Raw genomic sequence first — 21,118 nt, 5'->3', positions numbered from 1 at the left:
CGCGCGATCACGACCGACCCGCCGTCCTCGACCCCTGTCCCATACGGGACAATCAAGTCATTGGACAGAACCACGGGGAGGAACCGTGTCCGGATTCGTCGAAAAGCCCGAACCGATCCAGGTTCCGGGTCTGGTGCATCTGCACACCGGCAAGGTGCGCGAGCTGTACCAGAACGAGGCGGGGGACCTCGTGATGGTCGCCAGCGACCGCATCTCCGCCTACGACTGGGTGCTGCCGACCGAGATCCCCGACAAGGGCCGGGTCCTCACCCAGCTCTCCTTGTGGTGGTTCGACCAGCTGCGCGACCTGGTCCCCAACCATGTGATCAGCACCGAGCTGCCGGCCGGGGCCCCCGCCGACTGGCGGGGCCGCACCCTGGTCTGCAAGTCCCTGAAGATGATCCCGGTCGAGTGCGTGGCCCGCGGCTACCTCACCGGCTCGGGCCTCGCCGAGTACCAGGAGTCCCGTACGGTCTGCGGCCTCGCCCTCCCCGAAGGCCTCGTCGACGGCTCCGAGCTGCCCGCCCCGATCTTCACCCCCGCCACCAAGGCCGAGGTGGGCGAGCACGACGAGAACGTCTCCTACGAGGAGGTCGCCCGCCAGGTCGGCGCCGACACCGCCGCCCGGCTGCGCCAGGCCACCCTCGCCGTCTACACCCGCGGCCGGGACATCGCCCGTGACCGCGGGATCATCCTGGCCGACACCAAGTTCGAGTTCGGCTTCGACGGCGACACGCTCGTCCTCGCCGACGAGGTCCTCACCCCGGACTCCTCCCGTTTCTGGCCGGCCGACCAGTGGCAGCCGGGCCGCGCGCAGCCCTCGTACGACAAGCAGTTCGTCCGTGACTGGCTGACCTCCGCCGAGTCCGGCTGGGACCGCAGGAGCGAGCAGCTCCCGCCCGCGCTGCCGCAGCAGGTCGTGGAGGCGACCCGGGCGAAGTACGTGGAGGCGTACGAGCGTCTGACGGGCGTCAGCTGGTCGTAGAACACGAAGAAGCCCCCCGGCGGAAACCGGGGGGCTTGATCAGAGCGGACGACGAGGCTCGAACTCGCGACCTCAACCTTGGCAAGGTTGCGCTCTACCAACTGAGCTACGTCCGCATTGCGCCGTGGCGCGAGAGCAACTATACCCAACCTCGCTCCCGAGCGAGACGCACAGCGGTATGCCGGTTCTCCGCCCCGAGCTTCGTCGCGGCCGAGGAGAGGTAGTTCCGCACGGTCCCCGGCGACAGCGCGGCCCGCTCGGCGATCTCCGCGACCGGCGCCCCGTCCGCGGCCAGCTCCAGCACCTCCGCCTCCCGCGCGGTCAGCGGCGAGTCCCCGGCGGAGATCGCGTCGGCGGCCAACTCCGGGTCGACATAACGGTTCCCGGCGTGCACGGTACGGATGATCTCCGCGAGCCGCTGCGCACTGACCGTCTTCGGAACGAATCCGCGCACACCCGCCGCAAGGGCCCTTTTCAGATGTCCGGGCCGCCCGTGACCGGTGACGATCAGCACCTGGCAGCCGGGCAGTTCGGCACGCAGGGCTGTGGCGACCTTCACACCGTCGGCGCCCGGCATCTGGAGGTCCAGGACCGCCACATCGGGTGCGTGGGCCCGCGCCATCGCCAGCGCCTCCGGGCCGGTGGCCGCCTCCGCGACGACCAGCAGGTCGTCCTCCAGCGCGAGCAGCGCGGCCAGCGCGCCCCGGATCAGATGCTCGTCGTCGGCGAGCAACAGGCGTACCGGAGTGCTCATGACGCGACCTCACTCACACCGGTCACACGAGCCAAGGGCACCTCTGCGACCAACCTGTACCCGTCCGCCCCGACCGGCCCCGCCTCCAACGCCCCGTCGACCGCCGCCAGCCGTTCCCGCAGCCCGGCGAGCCCCGAGCCGCCGCTTCCGCCGGGGCGGGCGGCCCCGCCGCTTCCGCCGGGGCCGGCGAACCCGTCATTCTCGACCGTCAGCACCACAGACCCCTCCGCTACCCGCAGTCCCACCGTGCACCGCCCCGCGTCCCCGTGCCGCAGCACGTTCGTCGTCGCCTCCCGCACCACCCAGCCGAGCGCGGACTGCACCTCGGAGGGCAGCCCGTCGGCGTCCCCGGTGACCTCGCAGTCGATCCCGGCCGCCGTCAACACGCCCTGGGCGCCGAGGAGTTCCACGCCGAGGTCGGCTTCCCGGTAGCCCCGTACGACCTCCCGCACCTCCCGCTGGGACTCCTGCGCGATGCGCTGCACCTCGATCATCTGTTCCACCGCCTCCGGCCGCCCGCGCCGGGACAGTTGCACGGCCAGTTCGCTCTTCAGCGAGATGACGGACAGGTTCCGTCCCAGGACGTCGTGCAGGTCCCGCCCGAACCGCAGCCGTTCCTCGGCGACCGCGAGCCGGGCCCGGGTCTCGCGGGCGGCGTCGAGTTCGTAGACGCAGTCGAGCAGCCAGACGGAGAAGAGGCAGGTGGTGGCGAGGGATCCGGCGCCGATGAGCACTACGAACGTCGTGACCAGCACTTCGGCCAAGGGCGCACCGAACGGCAACGACGCCGTGCTCGCGCCGAACACGGATCCGAACACGGACGCGAACACACGCCGCCGCTTGCGGACACCCAGCGCCATGGTGCCCGCGCCGAAGGTCAGGATGCCCGCGAAGACCGTGCCGACGGCGGTGTCCATGCCCGGGCCCCCGGGCTGGTACTTCCTCAGGCCGAGAGCGATGTTCGCGAGCACGAAGGTGAGTGCGGCGAGTGCCCACAACAGCCGTATCGGCCGGCCGCGCCGGCCGCGGGTCCAGTCCAGCGCCCGGGAGGCGGTTACGCAGCCCGTCACCGCGTGGACGGTGACCATGGCCATCAGCCAGACCGCGATGCCCCCGTGCACCTGCCCGAACACCGGCAGCCCGATCGCCGCGACCTCGATCACGCCGAAGAGGTGGAACGACCAGCGGGTGTAGGTCTCGACCTTCTCCGGCGTGCTCTTGCGCCGCCACCAGCCGGCGGGCCTGCCCGTGTCCGCCATGCCCTGCCCCCCGTAGGTCACCGCCGCGGTTCCCAGCGGAACCACCGCCCTACAGCAAACACCGCCACGACGGTCCAGGCCAGCGTGGTCGCCAGGGCACCCAGTGCCTCGTACGCGCTCAGCTCGCCGGTCCAGCCGGCGCGGACCAGCCGGACCGCCGGGGACAGCGGCAGGAGTTCGCAGACGGAGGTGAGGCGGTCCGGCATGACCTCCGTCGGGATCGCGATGCCCGAGCCCATCATGGAGACGAACACCAGCGGCAGCGCGGTCACCTGGGCGCTCTCGGCGGTCCTGGTGAAGGAGGCGGTGAGGGCCGCGAGCGCGGCGGACAGCACCAGGCCCAGCAGCAGCCCCAGGACGGTCAGATACGGCGCCTCGGGCGCCCCGGTGTCCAGGAGCACCGTGCAGGCCGCGGCCAGCAGCAGCGACTGGGCGAGGCCGAGGCCGACCGCGGGCAGGGCGGTGCCGGTGAGGATCTCGGCGTCGCCGAGTTCGCCGGTGCGCAGCCGTTTGAGGACCAGTTCCTCGCGGCGGGCGACGAAGGCGCTCACCAGGGAGGTGTACACGGCGAAGAGGAAGGAGAAGCCGATCGCGGCGGTCAGCATCACCGTGCCGGCGGTCAGTCCTTCGGCCTTGAGGTCCATCTGGTCGATCGCCGGCCCCACGCTGAACGGCACCGCGAGCGGCACGAGCAGCGCGGTGGTCACCGCCCCCCGGTTGCGGCCGAGCAGGGCGAGTTCGGCGCGGGCCAGGGCACGCAACCGCCGGGCGACGGGAGAGAGGGCCAGGCTGCTCATGCCGCCGCCTCCTTCCCCCACTCCCGGCTTCGCTCGAGCGGGGGGACCCCCATCCGCGCGATCCCCAGGAACGCCTCCTCCAGCGAGGCCGACCGCACATCCAGCCGGCGCAGTTCCACTCCGGCCCGCTCGGCCCACACCAGCAGTCCGGTCGCCGTGCGCTGGAGTTCGTGCGTGCGCAGCCGTACGGACCTGCCGGCCACCTCGTGTCCGCACACCCCCAGCTCGGCGAGTGGGGGCAGGTCCCCGAGGAAGTAGCCCTCGGGCAGGTCGAAGGAGAGCCGCGAGGGCTGGCCGGCGGTCACCTCGGCGGGGGTCCCGGCGACCGCGACGCGCCCCTCGTGCAGGATCGCGAGCCGGTCGGCGAGGCCCTCGGCCTCCTCCAGGTAGTGGGTGGTCAGCAGCACGGTGGTGCCGGTGTCGCGCAGCGCCCGCACCAACTCCCAGGTGTCCCGGCGCCCTTCGACGTCCAGGCCGGTCGTCGGCTCGTCCAGGAACAGGACCTCCGGCCGGCCGAGCAGGGCGAGCGCGAGGTCCAGCCGCCGCCGTTCACCCCCGGACAGCTGCTTCACCCGCACCCCGGCCTTGCCGGCCAGCCCCACCAGGCCCAGTGCCTCCCCCTCGGGCCGGGCCCCGCTCGTGCACCCCGCCCACATCCGCGCGGTCTCGGCGACCGTCAGTTCGGAGGGGAAGCCGCCCTCCTGGAGCATCACGCCGGTGCGTGGGCGGACGGCGGCCCGCTCCAGGTAGGGGTCGTGGCCGAGCACACGCACCCGGCCCCCGGCCGGTGCCGCGAGCCCCTCCAGGAGTTCGACCGTCGAGGTCTTGCCGGCGCCGTTGGTGCCGAGCAGTGCGAAAACCTCCCCGCGGGACACGGAGAAGCTGATTCCGCGCACCGCCTCGAACCCGTCCCCGTACACGCGCCGGAGGTCGGTGACCTCGATCACGTGCTCGTGTTCGTCGCTGTTCATGTGGTCCATGTGGTCCATGGATTCAGCGTCCCGGCAGCCGGGGCCGGGCAGCAGTGCGCGGTGTCATCACTCGGCATGACAAATGTCAGACGGCGCCGGGTCCGCGTTCGCGGTATACGAAAAAAACCCCGGTCATGATGACCGGGGCTTCTCTGGAGCGGACGACGAGGCTCGAACTCGCGACCTCAACCTTGGCAAGGTTGCGCTCTACCAACTGAGCTACGTCCGCACTGCTCCCGACCGGCTCCCACCGATCGGTGCGAGCACCAGCCTACCTGATCCACAAGCTTCTCAGGACCGGCGGTGCAGAGCGGGTGACAGGAATTGCACACTGCGCCTTCCCCCTGGAAGGGGGATGTTCTACTACTGAACTACACCCGCATGTACTCCGTGGGCTCCGGCCTTTCGGCCCCGCCCCTCGGCGTGCTCCGAACATTAGCTGATCAGCAGGGGGGTTGCGCAAGTCGGCTGCTCCCAGGGGTCGCCTCCCGCGCAACTCGGCTGCTCCCAGGGCCCGCTGACGGACCCTGGGAGCTCACCCCTCGCGGGCGTCACTGTGCCGCGCTGAACGCCTCGTAGACCCTCTTGGGGATACGGCCGCGCGCGGGTACGTCCATCTTGTTCGCCTGGGCCCAGGCGCGGACCGCCGCGGGATCGGGGGCGACCTCCGTCTGGCGGTACGCCTTGCCCGACTTCGACCGCTTGCGGCCGGCCGTCACGTAGGGCTCAAGAGCCTTACGCAGTTTCTTGGCATTGACCTGGTTCAGGTCGATCTCGTACGACTTGCCGTCGAGTCCGAAGGCGATCGTTTCCGCCGCTTCCGAGCCGTCGATGTCGTCAAAGAGAGTGACCACGACCTTCTGCGCCACGAATATCGGTCCCTTCGTGCGACACCTCGCCGGTGATGACGTGCCAAGACGCCCGGGAGATGTCGACTGTCCGCCTGTTATTGGGCAAAGTATCGACTATTGCCAATTCATTTGTACAGTGCCCGGCATTGCAAAGTGAAGCCCGACTAAATCCGTCCGCGTGTCCGAGCGCAATAGGGGCCACGGGTGGATCCCGGAACTTTCCCAGAACTTTTCGCGCCGGTCGCGGTCCGACACCGGATCGTGATGGCCCTCACGTAGGTTCCTACAACTCTACCCGCGTAGAAATTTTGTGCGGGTAGTCTGAAGGAACCTGCTCAGCACCACACACCGGGAGTGCCAGTGGCACGCGTCGTAGTCGACGTCATGCTCAAGCCGGAGATCCTCGACCCCCAGGGCCAGGCGGTGCAGCGCGCACTGCCGCGACTGGGTTTCGAAGGCATCTCCGACGTACGTCAGGGAAAGCGATTCGAACTGGAAGTTGACGGGCCGGTCGACGAGGCCACGCTCGCCCGCATTCACGATCTTGCCGAATCCTTCCTCGCCAACACCGTGATCGAGGACTTCACCGTCAAGGTGGAGGAAGTCGCGGAGGCCGCGAAGTGACCGCTCGTATTGGCGTCGTCACTTTCCCGGGAAGCCTCGACGACCGGGACACCCAGCGGGCGATCCGTCTCGCGGGTGCCGAACCGGTCGCTCTCTGGCACAAGGACAAGGACCTCAAGCAGGTCGACGCCGTGGTGCTGTGCGGAGGTTTCTCCTACGGCGACTATCTGCGCGCCGGCGCCATCGCCCGCTTCTCGCCGGTGATGGAGCCCCTCATCGAACAGGCGAAGGCCGGTCTGCCGGTCCTCGGCATCTGCAACGGCTTCCAGATCCTCACTGAGGCCCACCTGCTCCCGGGCGCGATGCTCGGCAACGACCACCTCCACTTCATCTGCCGCGACCAGAAGCTGCGGGTGGAGAACGCGGAGACCTCCTGGACCAGCGACTACCGCGCGGGCCAGGAGATCAACATTCCGCTGAAGAACATGGACGGCCGGTACGTCGCCGACGAGTACACGCTCGACAAGCTGGAGGCCGAGGGGCGGGTCGCGTTCCGGTACGTGGCCCGCGGCGAAGCCGCTGATGGATACGGCAACCCGAACGGTTCGCTCCGGGACATCGCCGGCATCACCAACGAGGCCGGGAACGTCGTCGGCCTGATGCCGCACCCGGAGCACGCCGTCGAGCCCCTCATCGGGTCCGGCCGTACCGACGGCCTCCCCTTCTTCACCTCGATCCTCAAGAAGCTGGTCAACGCATGAGCCGGACGCCTCTGGACACGGTCGAGCACGCGGCCGCGACCCCCGACGTCGAGCTGCCCTGGGCCGAACTCGGCCTGAAGAAGGACGAGTACGAGCGGGTCGTGGAGATCCTGGGCCGCCGGCCCACGGGTGCGGAACTCGCGATGTACTCCGTCATGTGGTCCGAGCACTGCTCGTACAAGTCCTCCAAGGTCCACCTCCGCCAGTTCGGCGAGAAGGCCCCCGAGTCCGACGCCCTCCTCGTCGGCATCGGCGAGAACGCCGGTGTCGTCGACGTCGGCCAGGGCTACGCGGTCACCTTCAAGGTCGAGTCGCACAACCACCCCTCCTACGTCGAGCCCTACCAGGGCGCGGCCACGGGTGTCGGCGGCATCGTGCGCGACATCATCGCGATGGGCGCGCGCCCGGTCGCCGTGGTCGACCCGCTGCGCTTCGGCGCGGCCGACCACCCGGACACCAAGCGCGTCCTCCCCGGTGTCGTCGCGGGCATCGGCGGCTACGGCAACTGCCTGGGCCTGCCCAACATCGGCGGCGAGGTCGTCTTCGACGCCTGCTACCAGGGCAACCCGCTGGTCAACGCCGGTGCCATCGGCGTGATGCGGCACGAGGACATCCACCTCGCGAAGGCGTCCGGCGCCGGCAACAAGGTCATCCTGTACGGGGCCCGGACCGGCGGCGACGGCATCGGCGGCGCGTCGATCCTGGCGTCCGAGACCTTCGACGACGCGAAGCCTTCCAAGCGCCCGGCCGTCCAGGTCGGCGACCCCTTCCAGGAGAAGCTCCTCATCGAGTGCACCCTGGAGGCCTTCAAGGAGAAGCTGGTCGTCGGCATCCAGGACCTCGGCGCGGCCGGCCTGTCCTGCGCCACGTCCGAGCTGGCCTCCAACGGCTCCGGCGGCATGCGCGTCACGCTGGACGACGTACCGCTGCGCGACTCCACGCTCTCGCCCGAGGAGATCCTCATGAGCGAGTCGCAGGAACGCATGTGCGCGGTGGTGGAGCCGGAGAAGGTCGACCGGTTCCTGGAGATCTGCGAGAAGTGGGACGTCATCGCCACCGTCATCGGTGAGGTGACCGACGGCGACCGCCTCGAGATCTACTGGCACGGCGGCAAGATCGTCGACGTCGACCCGCGCACGGTCGCGCACGAGGGACCGGTCTACGAGCGCCCGTACGCCCGCCCGTCCTGGCAGGACGAGCTCCAGGCCGACGACGCGAACAAGCTTCCGCGGCCGGCGACTTCCGAGGAGCTGAAGGACCAGGTCCTCAAGCTGGTCGGGTCGCCGAACCAGGCGTCGAAGAAATGGATCACCTCGCAGTACGACCACTTCGTGCAGGGCAACACCGTCCTCGCCCAGCCCGAGGACTCCGGCATGATCCGCGTCGACGAGGAGACCGGCCTCGGCGTGGCTATCGCCACCGACGGCAACGGCCGGTACGCCAAGCTCGACCCGTACGCGGGCGCGCAGCTGGCCCTCGCGGAGGCGTACCGCAATGTCGCCACCACCGGCGCCAAGCCGCTGGCGGTGTCCGACTGCCTGAACTTCGGCTCGCCCGAGGACCCGGCGGTCATGTGGCAGTTCGCGGAGGCCGTACGCGGTCTCGCCGACGGCTGCCAGCAGCTCGGCACGCCGGTGACCGGCGGCAACGTCTCGCTCTACAACCAGACGGGCGAGGCGGCCATCCACCCGACGCCGGTGGTCGCGGTCCTCGGCGTGATCGACGATGTCGCGCGCCGCACGCCGGTCGCCTTCCAGGAGGAGGGCCAGCTGCTCTACCTCCTCGGCGACACGCGTGAGGAGTTCGGCGGGTCCGCCTGGTCGCAGGTGATCCACGACCACCTCGGTGGTCTGCCCCCGAAGGTCGACCTGGAGCGCGAGCGGCTGCTCGCCGAGATCCTGATCTCCGCCTCCCGCGACGGCATGATCGACTCCGCGCACGACCTGTCCGACGGCGGTCTGATCCAGGCGGTCGTGGAGTCGGCGCTGCTCGGCGGCAAGGGCGCCCGGCTGATCGTCCCCGACGGTCTGGACGCTTTCACCTTCCTCTTCTCCGAGTCCGCGGGCCGCGCGATCGTCGCCGTGCCGCGTTCGGAGGAGGTCCGCTTCAACGACATGTGCGGCGCCCGGGGCCTGCCGGCCACCCGCGTCGGTGTCGTGGACGGTACTGCGTCTGATGCAAATGCAGTGGTGGAGATCCAGGGAGAGTTCACCCTCTCCCTCGCCGAACTGCGCGAGGCCCACGAGGGGACCATCCCGGCGCTGCTGGCGTAAGCGCGGCTTGCTGGACGGCCCCACCTGTTTCGACAGGTGGGGCCGTTTCTTGTGCTCTGTCGCCTCGTGGACCGCGAACGATGAAACAGTGTCACTCTTCAGTGACCCCGAGGACGGAGACCGGCGATGCTGTTGCGTGACGTCACCGCGGACGACGTGGAAGCGTATGTCCGGATGCGCTGCGACCCCGTGATGATGAAGGATCTCGGCGGGCCGTTGCCCAGCGAGGGCATGAAGGACAAGGTGCGCAGGGATGCCGAGGCGGCGATGACCGACACCTCCTGGATCAAGATGATCGTCCCGGATCCCGGCGCCCCCGAAACCGTCGCGGGCAATGTGTGCATCTGGTCGCACGACTCCGGCGAGGAGTCGATGTCGGAGATCGGTTGGATGGTCCTGCCCGAGTTCCAGGGCCGTGGCTTCGCCAAGCTCGCCACCCGCGCCCTCCTGGAACAGGCCCGGGACGAGGACCGCTGGGGAGACATCCACGCCTTCCCGGCGACGAGCAACGGCCCCTCGAACGGCATCTGCAGATCCCTCGGCTTCCGCCTCCTCGGCGAAACCGACGTCGACTTCGCCGACCGGGTCATCCGCAGCAACCACTGGGTGATCACCCCGAGCTCCGACCTCGCCTCCTGACAGCTCCTGGCGCCGGTCAGACCCGGACCGGGTCCGCCGCGCGCGCCGGTCCGTTCCCCGGGGCCTGCGCCGGCCGGTGCTTCGGCAGTAGCAGTGCCAGGGCCACGGACAGGCCCATCACGCCCGCCCCGCACAGGAACACCGCGTCCATCGCGTCGACGTACGCCGCCACGCCCGCCGCCCGTGCCGGGCCTCGCAGCGAGGCCAGGGCGCCGATGTCGCCGGGCCCGTCGTACAGGCGGGTGAGGAGGGTGCCGAAGAGGGCGGCGCCGAGGGCGGTGCCTAGGGTCTGGAAGAAGCGGATGCCGGTGGTGGCGACGCCCAGCTGGTGTCGGGGGGCCGCGTCCTGGACCAGCTGGATGAGCTGGCCGATGAGCTGGCCGAAGCCGATGCCGAAGAGGAGGAGTTCGGCGCGGATCGTCCACAGGGGGGTGCCGGTGCCGGTCGTGGACAGCAGGAGGAAGGCGATCGCGGTGACGGCCGTGCCGCCCACGACGAAGGTCCGCTCGGGCCGGCCGCGTTCGGTGAGCCTGCCGACGACCACGCCGACGATTCCCATGCCGGCCGCCATGGGCAGCAGGTAGAGCCCGGCCGAGGAGCTCGCGATGCCGCGTGCGACCTGGAGGTAGACCAGCACGTAGTACATGGCCCCGGCCATGCCCGCGCCGACCAGCCCCTGGATGGCGAAGCCCCAGCGCAGCTCCGGGACGCGGAACATGGACAGCGGCAGGATCGGCTCGGCCGCCGTGACCTGGCGCCACAGGAACAGGCCGAGCGCGGCCGTGGCGGCGAGGGCGAGGCCGAGGATCTGCGGTGAGGACCAGGCGTACTGCTTGCCGCCCCACTGGGTGACCAGCAGCAGCGCGGTGGAGAAGGCGGCGGCGAGGGCGGCACCGGGGAAGTCGATCGAGCGGCTGAGCGTGTGCCGGGGCAGTTTCAGGACGAGCGCGCCGACGGTCAGGACGGCGAGGCCGAGCGGCAGGTTGATGTAGAAGATCCAGCGCCAGCTCGCGTGGTCGGAGAGCACCCCGCCGATCCAGGGCCCTATCGCCATGCCGCCGCCGGCGACGATTCCGCCCATCCCGGCGCCCTTGCTGTCCTTCTTCGTGCCGGGCTCCTTGAGGTGGGCCATCACGACCATCGTCACGCTCATCAGGCCGCCCGCGCCCAGGCCCTGCACCGCCCGGGCCGCGATCAGCCAGCCGATGGACTGGGCGGCTCCGCACAGCGCCGAGCCGAGCAGGAAGGTGCCGATGGCGCCGAGGAAGACCCGCTTGGCGCCGAGCACGTCGCACAGCCTGCCGTACAGCGGGAGCATCACGGCCGACGCCAGTGAGAAGGCGCTGACCAGCCAGGGAATCCTGTCGATGCCGTGGCGGGGGTCGAGGTCCCGGACGATCGGGACGGTGGCCGCGGACACGATCTGCATGTCCAGGACGGCCAGGACGATCGTGACGAGGCAGACGAACATGCCGATCTTGCGCTGGGTTCCGGTCATGGGCAGCACCATGCCCCAAGCTTATGTACTCGGTCAATGTTTCATCCAAGATTAAGTATCATCCAGGCCTAAATTTCGGCTTGGTACAGTTGCGTCATGGCTGATCAGGTGATGGGGCTGCGCGACCGGAAGAAGATGCAGACGGCCCGGCGGATCTACCGGGTGGCGGTCGACCTGTTTGCCGAACGGGGGTTCGACAATGTCTCCGTCCAGGAGATCGCCGACGCCGCCGAAGTCTCGAAGATGACCGTTTTCAACTACTTCGGCACCAAGGAGGACCTGGTCTTCCGGCCCATGGAGGAGCACTTCGGCGACGCGGCCCGCGCGGTGCGCGAGCGGAAGCCCGGCGAGTCCGCCGCGGACGCCGTGCGCCGGCAGTTCCTGGAGATGGTCGAGGAGCGTGACCCCTCGGTCGGGCTGAACCCCGAGCCCTTCGCCCGCCAGGTCCGCCAACTCGTCGTGGAGACCCCGGTCCTGATGGAACGCGCCTTCGTCGCCTCCCAGAAGGGCACCCGGGAGCTGGCCGACCTGCTGGCCGCCGAGACCGGCGACCTGATGTGCGCCACGATCGCCGCCGCCACCCTCAGCGCGGCACGCAACGCCCTCGTCGAGGAGCACCACCGCCGTGTCGCCGAGGGCGAGAGCCCCGACCAGGTCGCCGCCGACGCGGCCGAACGCGCCCGGCTCGCCTTCGGCCTGATCGAGAACGGCCTGAGCGGATACGCCGTGAAGCAATAGGCTCCCCGTCATGCCCACGGCCAAGAAGCGCACCCGGACGTACGACCCCGCCAAGACCCGTTCGGCGGTCTTCGGCCAGCTCGCCCACGTCAGGGAAGCCGTCCGCGGGCTCACGCCCGGGCAGCTCGCGCTCCCCACCCGGCTCGGCGAGTGGACCGTACGGGAACTGGTCGCGCACATGGGGATGGCACTCACGGCCGTCGAGCGTTCCCTCGCCCTGCCGGAGCCGTCCAGGCAGGACGCCGCCCACGCCGCCCACGCCGCCCTCCTCGAATGGCCGTTCGCGACCTCCGCCAGCTCCTCGGCCATCGACGAGTTCACCCGGCGGCTCGCCGGGCAGCACCCCGACCTCGACACCTACCTCGACGGCATCGCCCGCGCTCTCGCCGAGCAGCTCGACACCCACCCCGGGACCCGGCTGCTCAAGACCAACGCGGGCGCCCTGCCGCTCGCCGACTACCTCGTCACCCGCGCCGTGGAACTCGTCGTCCACACCGACGACCTGAACGCCGCCGTGCCCGGCCTCGAGGTGCCGTACGACCGTCAGGCGCTCGCCGCCACCACCCGGCTCCTCGCCGACGCGCTCGCCGTGAAGGCGCCCGGCGGCTCCACCGAGGTGCGCGTACCGCCGTACGCCGTCGTGCAGTGCGTCGAAGGGCCCCGCCACACCCGGGGCACCCCGCCCAACGTCGTCGAGACCGACCCGCTGACCTGGATCCGGCTCGCCACCGGCCGACTGGCCTGGAAGGACGCCCTCGCGGAGGCCCGGGTCACCGCGAGCGGGGAGCGGGCGGACCTCGGGGGCCTGCTGCCACTGATGTCGTGAATCGGGCCGCGTGCCCGGGAAACGGGCGCGCGTGCATCTCGTGGCGTCGTCACCGCCCGGCTCCTGGCCGACGCGCTCGCCGTGAGGGCGCCGGGCGGATCCGCGGACCGGCGCCCCCGGGCACCCCGGCTGCCGCTGATGTCGTGAACGAGGCCGCGCGCCGCGGAACCGGGCGGGTGTGAACCTCGTCGAATCGTCATGAACCGGACCAGGAAGCAGCGCATCACCCGGACCGCGGCCGCCGCCTTCGTCCCCCTCGCTGTGGCCTGCGGCACCGAACGGGCGGGCAGCGGCTCGGTGGTGGTCCGGGAACCGGTCACCGGCGTCGACTGGCACGTCGACAGCGTCACCGTCGACGGCACCACCCACCGCGCCCCCGCCGCCGCCCGCCTCCGCGTCGACGAGGGCGGCAAGGCGGCCGGAAACCTCGGCTGCAACCAGTTCAGCGCCCGCGCCACCGTCCACGGCGACCGGATCACCTTCGGTGACCTCCTTACCACCCGGATGGCCTGCGACCGCCCCCGCATGACCTTCGAGCGCGCCCTCGCCGGGATCCTCGCCGGCCAGACCCTCACCGGCAGGACCGACGACGGGAAGCTCACCGTCACCAACAGTCACGGCGACCGCGTGCACCTCACCCGCGGCACACCCGAATGATGTGCGACAGCTCACTCATGTACGGGTACGAGAGCCCCGCGACGGCGTCTCGCCGCAGGTGCGGCAGTCGAGCCACTCGCGGTTGCATCGCCCTGACCAGGGGAAACGTAGAAAGCCCCAAGGTGATCGACACCGCCTGCCCGGTTACGGGCACGAATCCCCAATTCGGACCAGTGGTCGACCTCGCCTACACTCGGAAGCGTGCCACGTGGTGACGGTCGACTCAATCACGATCTGCTCCCCGGTGAGAAGGGCCCCCAGGACGCTTGTGGCGTCTTCGGTGTCTGGGCTCCGGGCGAAGAGGTCGCAAAGCTCACGTACTTCGGGCTCTACGCCCTCCAGCACCGGGGTCAGGAATCCGCGGGAATCGCGGTCAGCAACGGCTCCCAGATCCTCGTCTTCAAGGACATGGGCCTCGTCTCCCAGGTCTTCGACGAGACCTCGCTCGGTTCGCTCCAGGGTCACATCGCGGTCGGACACGCCCGCTACTCGACCACTGGCGCCTCCGTGTGGGAGAACGCCCAGCCGACGTTCCGGGCCACTGCGCACGGTTCCATCGCGCTCGGCCACAACGGCAACCTGGTCAACACGGCGCAGCTCGCCGAGATGGTCGCCGACCTGCCCAAGGACACCAACGGGCGTTCCACGCGGGTCGCGGCCACCAATGACACCGACCTGCTCACCGCGCTCCTCGCGGCCCAGGTCGACGACGACGGCAAGCCGCTGACCATCGAGGAAGCCGCTCACACGGTCCTGCCGAAGGTGCGCGGCGCCTTCTCGCTCGTCTTCATGGACGAGCACACCCTCTACGCGGCCCGCGACCCGCAGGGCGTCCGCCCGCTGGTCCTCGGCCGCCTCGAGCGCGGCTGGGTCGTCGCCTCCGAGAGCGCCGCCCTCGACATCACCGGCGCCAGCTTCGTCCGGGAGATCGAGCCGGGCGAGTTCGTCGCCATCGACGAGAACGGCCTGCGCACCTCCCGGTTCGCGGAAGCGAAGCCCAAGGGCTGTGTCTTCGAGTACGTGTACCTGGCCCGCCCGGACACCGACATCGCCGGCCGCAACGTCTACCTCTCGCGCGTCGAGATGGGCCGCCGCCTGGCGAAGGAGGCCCCGGTCGAGGCCGACCTGGTCATAGCGACCCCGGAGTCCGGCACCCCGGCGGCCATCGGCTACGCCGAGGCCAGCGGCATCCCCTTCGGCAGCGGCCTGGTGAAGAACGCCTACGTCGGCCGGACCTTCATCCAGCCCTCGCAGACGATCCGCCAGCTGGGCATCCGGCTGAAGCTGAACCCGCTGAAGGAAGTCATCAAGGGCAAGCGCCTGGTGGTCGTCGACGACTCCATCGTGCGCGGCAACACCCAGCGCGCCCTGGTCCGGATGCTCCGTGAGGCGGGCGCCGCCGAGGTCCACATCCGGATCTCCTCGCCGCCCGTGAAGTGGCCCTGCTTCTTCGGCATCGACTTCGCCACCCGCGCCGAGCTCATCGCCAACGGCATGACCATCGACGAGATCGGCACCTCGCTGGGCGCCGACTCGCTGGCGTACATCTCCCTCGACGGCATGATCGAGGCGACCACCATCGCCAAGCCGAACCTGTGCCGCGCCTGCTTCGACGGCGAGTACCCGATGGAACTCCCGGACCCCGAGCTGCTCGGCAAGCAGCTGCTGGAGACCGAGCTGGCGGCCGGTCCGGCGGCCACGGCCGCCGCCGACGCGATCCGTCGCCCGTAAGCCCCGTCGTACGACACGAAAGTTCTCAAGGTCATGTCTTCCGAGACCAGTAATGCCGTGGGCGGCGCCAGCTACGCGAGCGCGGGCGTCGACATCGAGGCGGGCGACCGCGCGGTGGAGCTCATGAAGGAATGGGTGAAGAAGACCCGGCGCCCCGAGGTCCTCGGCGGCCTCGGCGGCTTCGCCGGGCTCTTCGACGCCTCCGCCCTCAAGCGCTACGAACGCCCGCTGCTCGCCTCCGCCACGGACGGCGTCGGCACCAAGGTCGACATCGCCCGGCAGCTGGGCGTGTACGACACCATCGGCCACGACCTGGTCGCCATGGTCATGGACGACATCGTCGTGTGCGGTGCCGAGCCGCTGTTCATGACCGACTACATCTGCGTCGGCAAGGTCCACCCCGAGCGGGTCGCCGCCATCGTCAAGGGCATCGCGGAGGGCTGCGTCCTGGCCGGCTGCGCCCTGGTGGGCGGCGAGACGGCCGAGCACCCGGGTCTGCTGGGCGAGGACGACTTCGACGTGGCGGGCGCCGGTACGGGCGTCGTGGAGGCCGACCGGCTGCTGGGCGCGGATCGCATCCGTAAGGGTGACGCGGTGATCGCCATGGCGTCCTCCGGGCTTCACTCGAACGGGTACTCGCTGGTCCGCCATGTGCTGCTGAAGACCGCGGGCCTCTCGCTCGACTCGCGGATCGAGGAGTTCGGGCGCACCCTGGGCGAGGAGCTGCTGGAGCCGACGAAGATCTACTCCCTGGACTGCCTGGCCCTCACCCGCACCGCCGAGGTGCACGCCTTCAGCCACATCACCGGCGGCGGGCTGGCCGCCAACCTGGCCCGGGTGATCCCGGACACACTGCACGCGACCGTCGACCGCTCCACCTGGACGCCGGGCCCGGTCTTCGACCTCGTCGGCAGGACCGGCGGCGTCGAGCTTCTCGAGCTGGAGAAGACCCTCAACATGGGCGTGGGCATGATCGCGATCGTCCCCGAGGAGTCGGCGGACGTCGCCCTCGCGACGCTGGCCGACCGCGGGGTCGAAGCCTGGGTGGCGGGCGAGATCACCGACCGCGGCGACAAGGAGACCGGCGCCGAGCTGGTCGGCACGTATTCAGTCTGAAGGCGCCGCCCTCTGACCTGCGGGTAGCACAGAACCCGGTCGGTGGCTGTGCCACCGACCGGGTGAGTGCTCAGTGCAAGGTCAAGCGCCGCGACGGTGTTGTGAAGGACCTTGATCCTCACCCTCGTCGTCGTCCTCATAGAGGTCGGCGTATCGAGAGTAAAGATCGTCCTCGTCCTGCTCATCGTCCTCGAACGGCTCGCCGTTCGGCGGCTGGCTCGAAGTCGATGCGCCCAGTTCACTGGCCAGACGTGACAGGTCAGTCCCACCGCTGTTGTACTTCAGCTGGCGGGCGACCTTTGTCTGCTTGGCCTTGGCCCGGCCGCGCCCCATGGCTCGACCCCCTCGGTGACGGGGCTCGACGGCCCCAGAGTCTGACACGCGTTCATGATCCGGAACGGACCCTCCGCGGAGAGGCCGGTCCGTAGGGCTTCCACGGTACCTGAGCCCACGCCCATACGGTACGTCGCCCGCAGCACGCGCGTGTGCACAGGAGCTTCAAGGTGCCCCGTCCTTGCTGGTCAGTGGCGATTTTAACCACTTATCCGGGGGCGACCCGCCGACGGAAGTGAGAGTTCTCTCCAAGTTCCCGCCGACGGGTACCGCTCAGCTGTGCGAAGCCCTGCCTTCGGCCATCCGCTGCTCGGCGATCCGGTCGGCCGCGGCGGCCGGCGGAATACCGTCTTCCTTCGCGCGTGCGAATATGGCCAGCGTGGTGTCGAAGATCTTCGCCGCCTTCGCCTTGCACCGGTCGAAGTCGAACCCGTGCAGCTCGTCGGCCACCTGGATGACCCCGCCGGCGTTCACCACGTAGTCCGGCGCGTAGAGGATCCCGCGGTCGGCGAGGTCCTTCTCCACGCCCGGGTGGGCGAGCTGGTTGTTGGCGGCGCCGCACACCACCTTGGCGGTCAGCACCGGCACGGTGTCGTCGTTCAGTGCCCCGCCGAGCGCGCAGGGGGCGTAGATGTCGAGGCCCTCGACACGGATCAGCGCCTCCGTGTCCGGGACGGCGGTGACGCCCGCGGCGTACTGGTCCAGGACGCGCCGCACGGCCTCCGCGCGCACATCCGTGATCACGACCTCGGCACCCTCGTCCCGCAGGTGCCGCACCAGGTGGTGCCCGACCTTGCCGACGCCCGCGATGCCGACTCTGCGGCCGCGCAGCGAGGGGTCGCCCCACAGGTGCTGGGCGGAGGCCCGCATGCCCTGGTAGACGCCGAAGGCGGTGAGCACGGAGGAGTCGCCGGCCCCGCCGTTCTCCGGCGAGCGGCCCGTGGTCCAGCGGCACTCGCGCGCCACGACGTCCATGTCTGCGACGTACGTGCCGACGTCGCAGGCGGTGACGTACCGCCCGCCGAGCGAGGCCACGAACCGACCGTAGGCGCGCAGCAGCTCCTCGGTCTTGTGGCGCTCGGGATCGCCGATGATCACGGCCTTGCCGCCGCCGTGGTCGAGACCGGCCATGGCGTTCTTGTACGACATCCCGCGCGCGAGGTTGAGGGCGTCGGCGACGGCCTCCGCCTCGGTCGCGTACGGGTAGAAGCGCGTACCGCCGAGCGCGGGGCCCAGGGCGGTGGAGTGGATGGCGATGACGGCCTTGAGTCCGCTGGCGCGGTCCTGGCAGAGCACGACTTGCTCATGACCGCCCTGGTCCGAGTGGAACAGGGTGTGCAGTACATCAGCAGGTGCGCCGGTTACGTCGGTCACTGTGGTGACTCCTGAAGCGAGTAGCGGCGGTGGTCCTGAGACCAGCTCCCTTGGGGTCCCCCCACGCTTTTGGCGGTGGGGGAGGGTGGCGGGGCTGTGGCATGAGCGTAGAGCCTGTGCCAACGCGCCATCCGCGCAGTGTTCAGGATCACTCTCCGGTGCCTTCCGCGCACGTATCGGCGTGGCACGATTTGCAGTGTTTTCCCGTCCGCGTCGAGCCCGTCTCGTGCGGATCCCGTGCCCGTCCCGCGAGGGTTTCGAGCCGAATCCGGTGGGGAGGGAGCAGGCGTGCCCAAGGTGTCCTCGGTGGTCGTCCCCTATGCCACGTACCTGCGCGTGTACGAACCGCTGGCTGCCTTCCCCGAGCCGGAGCGCGGCTACTGGGCGCGGTACGCCCGGCGTCCCGACCGCCCCTCCTACCAGGATGAACTCCGTCGCTCCCTGGCCGACCTGCTGCCCACCCCGCCGGTCCCGGTGCCGGTGCACGAGAGCGGCGACGCCTTCATCCTCGATGTCGACGGCGTGGTCTGCGTCTGCCCCTGGCGGACCCGGCTGCGCGGCTGGCAGGCGCTCGGCGATCTCGCCGAGGAGCTGCCGCCGCCGGTCCTGGACGCGGCGCTGCCCCCGGTCGTACGCCAGCAGGCCGGCCGGGACCACGAGCGCTGGCTCGCCCGCAACCCGGACGCCCGCCCCTGGATCCGCACCGCGACCTGGCAGGTGCCGATCAACTGGTTCGTCCTGGTCTCCGACGAGGAGCGGGAGTACGCCAAGGGGACCGGGGACCCCGGGGCGGCCGGCGCCGAACCGCCCGTGCTGCGCTACCGCACACCCATGGTCCAGGCCCGGCGGCGGGTGGCGCGCGGGCTGCGCGCGCTGAGGGACGCCATCGAGGAGGGGCCGCTGATCGACGGCCTGGTGGACGTGGGCCGCTGGCTGGAGGAGTTCCACCCGCGCTCGCTGGTGGAGCTGGACTACGGCGGCCTGGTGCATGTGCTGCCCGCCGGCGAGCTGGAGGGCGACCACTCGGCGGCCGACGTGGCCGAGGGCATCGACGCGCTGCGCCGCGGGGACGGGGCCGCCGCCGGGGAGGCGTACGGGCGGCTCGTGGAGCGCTGGCGGTCGGTTCGGGACAGGCGTTCCGCGAACTGACGAGGCGTAAGTGACGTACGTCACGGCCGATACCGCGTCGAACAGCGTACGGTAACGCCACCTTGGTGACCTGACGGGATGTTGGCCCCGATCCGGGCGTTTGCGCCGAGGGCGGCACAAGGGTGATGGACCGCACGTACACCGCTCTTGCGCCACTTGCCCCCCCTCATGCCAAAATAGGACAAGGAGTCCGGGGAGGGCTCCTTCCGTCCACTTGTGCTTGATTGTGGGGGGAATCTCAGCATTGCACTGCTTTGGGGGGTCTGGTGCCTCCTGATCGTCCTGTGACTGATCGTCACAGAGGCGTGACTGTCCGCTATGGCATGGTCCATCGGCTTCCGTCGCTGATGAACACCTGGGAGGGCAATTCCATCGGTTTGGCCGACGCGGCTGGACAGATGGTGTAGTTGTAGTGCCGAGGACAAGCCGTTCGTCCTATAACCGACTCGACTCGCGTCCGCCATTTCGGGCAACGCGGGTCAAGGTGCAGAATTTAGAGGAAAGAACCGAGAAGGTTCGGTTCTCCCGAGGAGGCCGCTCATGACCGCTCGCACCCCTGATGCCGAGCCGCTGCTGACCCCGGCTGAGGTCGCCACCATGTTCCGTGTCGACCCCAAGACGGTCACGCGGTGGGCGAAGGCCGGCAAGCTCACGTCGATCCGTACGCTCGGCGGGCACCGCCGCTACCGCGAGGCCGAGGTCCGCGCTCTGCTCGCGGGCATCCCGCAGCAGCGCAGCGAGGCCTGAACAACTGAATAACGGGTACTGCGGCAGGTTCCCCCAACCGGCCAAGGCGCCCGAAACCCTAGCTCCAAGCGACGCGGGACCTGCCCCAACAGGCCCCTCTCCCAAGCCGAACAGAACTTTCTGGGCAAGTGACACAGGGTGCGTCGTAGATCGCGCTGGACTCCGCCGGGTCCAGCGCGATCTTTTTTGTGCGCTGAACCGGGTGTCCGCAGGTCCCTGTGAGCGGGCTTGTCGGTCTCTGGGGGGCGCTGTCGGATCCGCTGTGGCCGAGTCTCCAGGCTGGTGCAATTGCACATATTAAATTGACCAGTTGTAGGTGGTGTGTAAATACCTCGGTTCCAGAAACTCATGCGGTGACACCCGTCACATGCCAGAGTGCTTGTTGCCACTGGCGTATGTGCGCTAACAGTCAAGCCCTGGACGGCTTTTCGTCCTCGGCGGCCTCGTCCGGGCCCTGTGCGCCGGGCGGGGCGGAATCCAGCGCCAAGCGCAGCAAGTGGTGGCAGATCGGGCAGTGGCGGGTGAGGTGCCGGTAGGACGAGGCGGCTGACAGATGCGCCCTGAGCAGCGCCCGCGTCTCGTGCCTGGCCGATGCCGTCATACGCCACCTCCGGGGCCGCTCGGGGGAACCGAGCCCTGGTTTCTGGGTACCGGCGGAATGTGACGCCGTCAAGACCGCCGCGTGGCTCCGCCGGTTCCGCCGTCTGGTCCGGCTGGGCCGGTGCTTGCCAGTGCGGGTGCTCGTGTGGCCGGCCGCCTGCTGGGGGCTGCCGCCCCCACGACCCCCGCTTCGGCCTGAACGGCCTCGTCCTCAAACGCCGGACGGGCTGGATCATGCGGACCGGCATCGAGAGCCTCTGGCACGAGAGGGGCTCGTGTCCGGCGGGGTGCGGGTGGGAGAGGGGCCCGTGTCTGTCGGGGGGTCGGGCTCGGCTGGGCGGTCCTGACGGGATTTGCTGTGTTGATTGCGGCTCCGCCGCGGGCGCGGCCTCTGGGCCGACGGGGTGCGGGTGGGAGAGGGGCCCGTGTCTGTCGGGGGGTCGGGCTCGGCTGGGCGGTCCTGACGGGATTTGCTGTGTTGATTGCGGCTCCGCC

The 21,118-nt window shown here is 70.0% G+C and carries 21 protein-coding genes and 3 tRNA genes; 12 read left to right on the top strand and 12 right to left on the bottom strand.

Translation table 11 applies throughout. From position 1 onward, the window contains the following. The first annotated feature begins 85 nt into the window (after positions 1-85). Positions 86-985 (top strand): phosphoribosylaminoimidazolesuccinocarboxamide synthase, encoded by a 900-nt coding sequence (locus ACWGJM_RS38130; RefSeq protein WP_453416338.1) that lies wholly within the window; start codon positions 86-88, stop codon positions 983-985. A 43-nt stretch (positions 986-1,028) separates the two neighbouring features. Here ACWGJM_RS38130 and ACWGJM_RS38125 read toward each other — a convergent pair. From ACWGJM_RS38125 to ACWGJM_RS38090, 8 genes are all read right to left on the bottom strand, one after another. Further along, a tRNA-Gly gene (locus ACWGJM_RS38125) sits at positions 1,029-1,101 on the bottom strand. Positions 1,102-1,124: 23 nt separating this feature from the next. After that, positions 1,125-1,739 carry a response regulator transcription factor gene (locus ACWGJM_RS38120; RefSeq protein WP_361799249.1) on the bottom strand — a complete coding sequence of 205 codons (615 nt, stop codon included), beginning with the start codon at positions 1,737-1,739 and terminating at the stop codon, positions 1,125-1,127. Beyond that, complete coding sequence (locus ACWGJM_RS38115) at positions 1,736-3,034, bottom strand: sensor histidine kinase (RefSeq protein WP_453416377.1); 1,299 nt, start codon at positions 3,032-3,034, stop codon at positions 1,736-1,738. Before ACWGJM_RS38115 ends, ACWGJM_RS38120 begins: the two co-directional genes overlap by 4 nt. After that, positions 3,016-3,795: an ABC transporter permease gene (locus tag ACWGJM_RS38110; protein WP_453416337.1), complete on the bottom strand. Its 780-nt coding sequence runs from the start codon at positions 3,793-3,795 to the stop codon at positions 3,016-3,018. The genes ACWGJM_RS38115 and ACWGJM_RS38110 overlap by 19 nt, the downstream gene beginning before the upstream one ends. After that, positions 3,792-4,766 carry an ABC transporter ATP-binding protein gene (locus ACWGJM_RS38105; RefSeq protein ID WP_453416376.1) on the bottom strand — a complete coding sequence of 325 codons (975 nt, stop codon included), beginning with the start codon at positions 4,764-4,766 and terminating at the stop codon, positions 3,792-3,794. Before ACWGJM_RS38105 ends, ACWGJM_RS38110 begins: the two co-directional genes overlap by 4 nt. A 153-nt stretch (positions 4,767-4,919) precedes the next feature. Continuing rightward, positions 4,920-4,995, bottom strand: a tRNA-Gly gene (locus ACWGJM_RS38100). 80 nt (positions 4,996-5,075) lie between these two features. Continuing rightward, positions 5,076-5,147, bottom strand: a tRNA-Gly gene (locus ACWGJM_RS38095). 170 nt (positions 5,148-5,317) lie between these two features. After that, complete coding sequence (locus ACWGJM_RS38090) at positions 5,318-5,635, bottom strand: histone-like nucleoid-structuring protein Lsr2 (RefSeq protein ID WP_453416336.1); 318 nt, start codon at positions 5,633-5,635, stop codon at positions 5,318-5,320. Between the two features lie 342 nt (positions 5,636-5,977). Here ACWGJM_RS38090 and purS point away from each other — a divergent pair, with 342 nt between their 5' ends. The 4 genes from purS (at position 5,978) to ACWGJM_RS38070 (ending at position 9,854) form a co-directional block, all read left to right on the top strand. Further along, positions 5,978-6,241 (top strand): phosphoribosylformylglycinamidine synthase subunit PurS, encoded by a 264-nt coding sequence (gene purS / locus ACWGJM_RS38085; protein ID WP_217235954.1) that lies wholly within the window; start codon positions 5,978-5,980, stop codon positions 6,239-6,241. Further along, entirely contained in the window at positions 6,238-6,942 is a 705-nt protein-coding gene (purQ, locus tag ACWGJM_RS38080) for a phosphoribosylformylglycinamidine synthase subunit PurQ (protein ID WP_453416335.1), read from the top strand. The genes purS and purQ overlap by 4 nt, the downstream gene beginning before the upstream one ends. After that, positions 6,939-9,215: a phosphoribosylformylglycinamidine synthase subunit PurL gene (gene purL / locus ACWGJM_RS38075; protein WP_453416334.1), complete on the top strand. Its 2,277-nt coding sequence runs from the start codon at positions 6,939-6,941 to the stop codon at positions 9,213-9,215. Before purQ ends, purL begins: the two co-directional genes overlap by 4 nt. 126 nt (positions 9,216-9,341) lie before the next feature. Further along, positions 9,342-9,854 carry a GNAT family N-acetyltransferase gene (locus ACWGJM_RS38070; protein ID WP_453416333.1) on the top strand — a complete coding sequence of 171 codons (513 nt, stop codon included), beginning with the start codon at positions 9,342-9,344 and terminating at the stop codon, positions 9,852-9,854. Between the two features lie 16 nt (positions 9,855-9,870). On the opposite strand, the gene ACWGJM_RS38065 is transcribed toward ACWGJM_RS38070, so the two are convergent. Next, positions 9,871-11,352: an MFS transporter gene (locus ACWGJM_RS38065; RefSeq protein WP_453416332.1), complete on the bottom strand. Its 1,482-nt coding sequence runs from the start codon at positions 11,350-11,352 to the stop codon at positions 9,871-9,873. Positions 11,353-11,448: 96 nt separating this feature from the next. Between ACWGJM_RS38065 and ACWGJM_RS38060 the strand changes: the two genes are divergently transcribed. The 5 genes from ACWGJM_RS38060 to purM all read left to right on the top strand — a co-directional run bounded on the left by ACWGJM_RS38060 (position 11,449) and on the right by purM (position 16,420). After that, a complete protein-coding gene (locus ACWGJM_RS38060; RefSeq protein ID WP_453416331.1) occupies positions 11,449-12,090 on the top strand; it encodes a TetR/AcrR family transcriptional regulator in 642 nt (213 codons plus the stop codon). A 10-nt stretch (positions 12,091-12,100) separates the two neighbouring features. Next, on the top strand, positions 12,101-12,916 hold the full coding sequence (locus ACWGJM_RS38055) for a sterol carrier family protein (RefSeq protein ID WP_453416330.1): 816 nt from the start codon (positions 12,101-12,103) through the stop codon (positions 12,914-12,916). A 198-nt stretch (positions 12,917-13,114) separates the two neighbouring features. Next, positions 13,115-13,573, top strand: coding sequence for an META domain-containing protein (locus tag ACWGJM_RS38050; RefSeq protein ID WP_453416329.1), 459 nt, complete (start codon positions 13,115-13,117; stop codon positions 13,571-13,573). A 201-nt stretch (positions 13,574-13,774) separates the two neighbouring features. Beyond that, positions 13,775-15,304, top strand: a complete 1,530-nt coding sequence (gene purF, locus ACWGJM_RS38045; protein WP_453416328.1) for an amidophosphoribosyltransferase — start codon at positions 13,775-13,777, stop codon at positions 15,302-15,304. Positions 15,305-15,337: 33 nt separating this feature from the next. Next, a complete protein-coding gene (gene purM / locus ACWGJM_RS38040; RefSeq protein ID WP_453416327.1) occupies positions 15,338-16,420 on the top strand; it encodes a phosphoribosylformylglycinamidine cyclo-ligase in 1,083 nt (360 codons plus the stop codon). An 81-nt stretch (positions 16,421-16,501) separates the two neighbouring features. Here purM and ACWGJM_RS38035 read toward each other — a convergent pair whose 3' ends face one another. After that, complete coding sequence (locus tag ACWGJM_RS38035; RefSeq protein ID WP_453416326.1) at positions 16,502-16,753, bottom strand: DUF3073 domain-containing protein; 252 nt, start codon at positions 16,751-16,753, stop codon at positions 16,502-16,504. Between the two features lie 273 nt (positions 16,754-17,026). Then, positions 17,027-18,127, bottom strand: a complete 1,101-nt coding sequence (locus tag ACWGJM_RS38030) for a Leu/Phe/Val dehydrogenase (protein WP_453416325.1) — start codon at positions 18,125-18,127, stop codon at positions 17,027-17,029. Positions 18,128-18,415: 288 nt separating this feature from the next. On the opposite strand from ACWGJM_RS38030, the gene ACWGJM_RS38025 reads away from it, so the two are divergent. Together ACWGJM_RS38025 and bldC are read left to right on the top strand one after the other, a co-directional pair. After that, positions 18,416-19,276 (top strand): hypothetical protein, encoded by an 861-nt coding sequence (locus tag ACWGJM_RS38025; protein ID WP_453416324.1) that lies wholly within the window; start codon positions 18,416-18,418, stop codon positions 19,274-19,276. A gap of 540 nt (positions 19,277-19,816) precedes the next feature. Next, entirely contained in the window at positions 19,817-20,023 is a 207-nt protein-coding gene (gene bldC / locus ACWGJM_RS38020; RefSeq protein ID WP_003949541.1) for a developmental transcriptional regulator BldC, read from the top strand. 409 nt (positions 20,024-20,432) lie between these two features. Here bldC and ACWGJM_RS38015 read toward each other — a convergent pair whose 3' ends face one another. Continuing rightward, the gene (locus ACWGJM_RS38015; RefSeq protein ID WP_453416323.1) at positions 20,433-20,624 is read right to left on the bottom strand and encodes a DUF6274 family protein; all 192 of its coding nucleotides are present in this window, start codon (positions 20,622-20,624) and stop codon (positions 20,433-20,435) included. Positions 20,625-21,118 lie beyond the last annotated feature (494 nt).

Source organism: Streptomyces sp. NPDC054834, from assembly GCF_053611185.1.
This window is presented reverse-complemented; position numbering and strand designations above follow the sequence as displayed.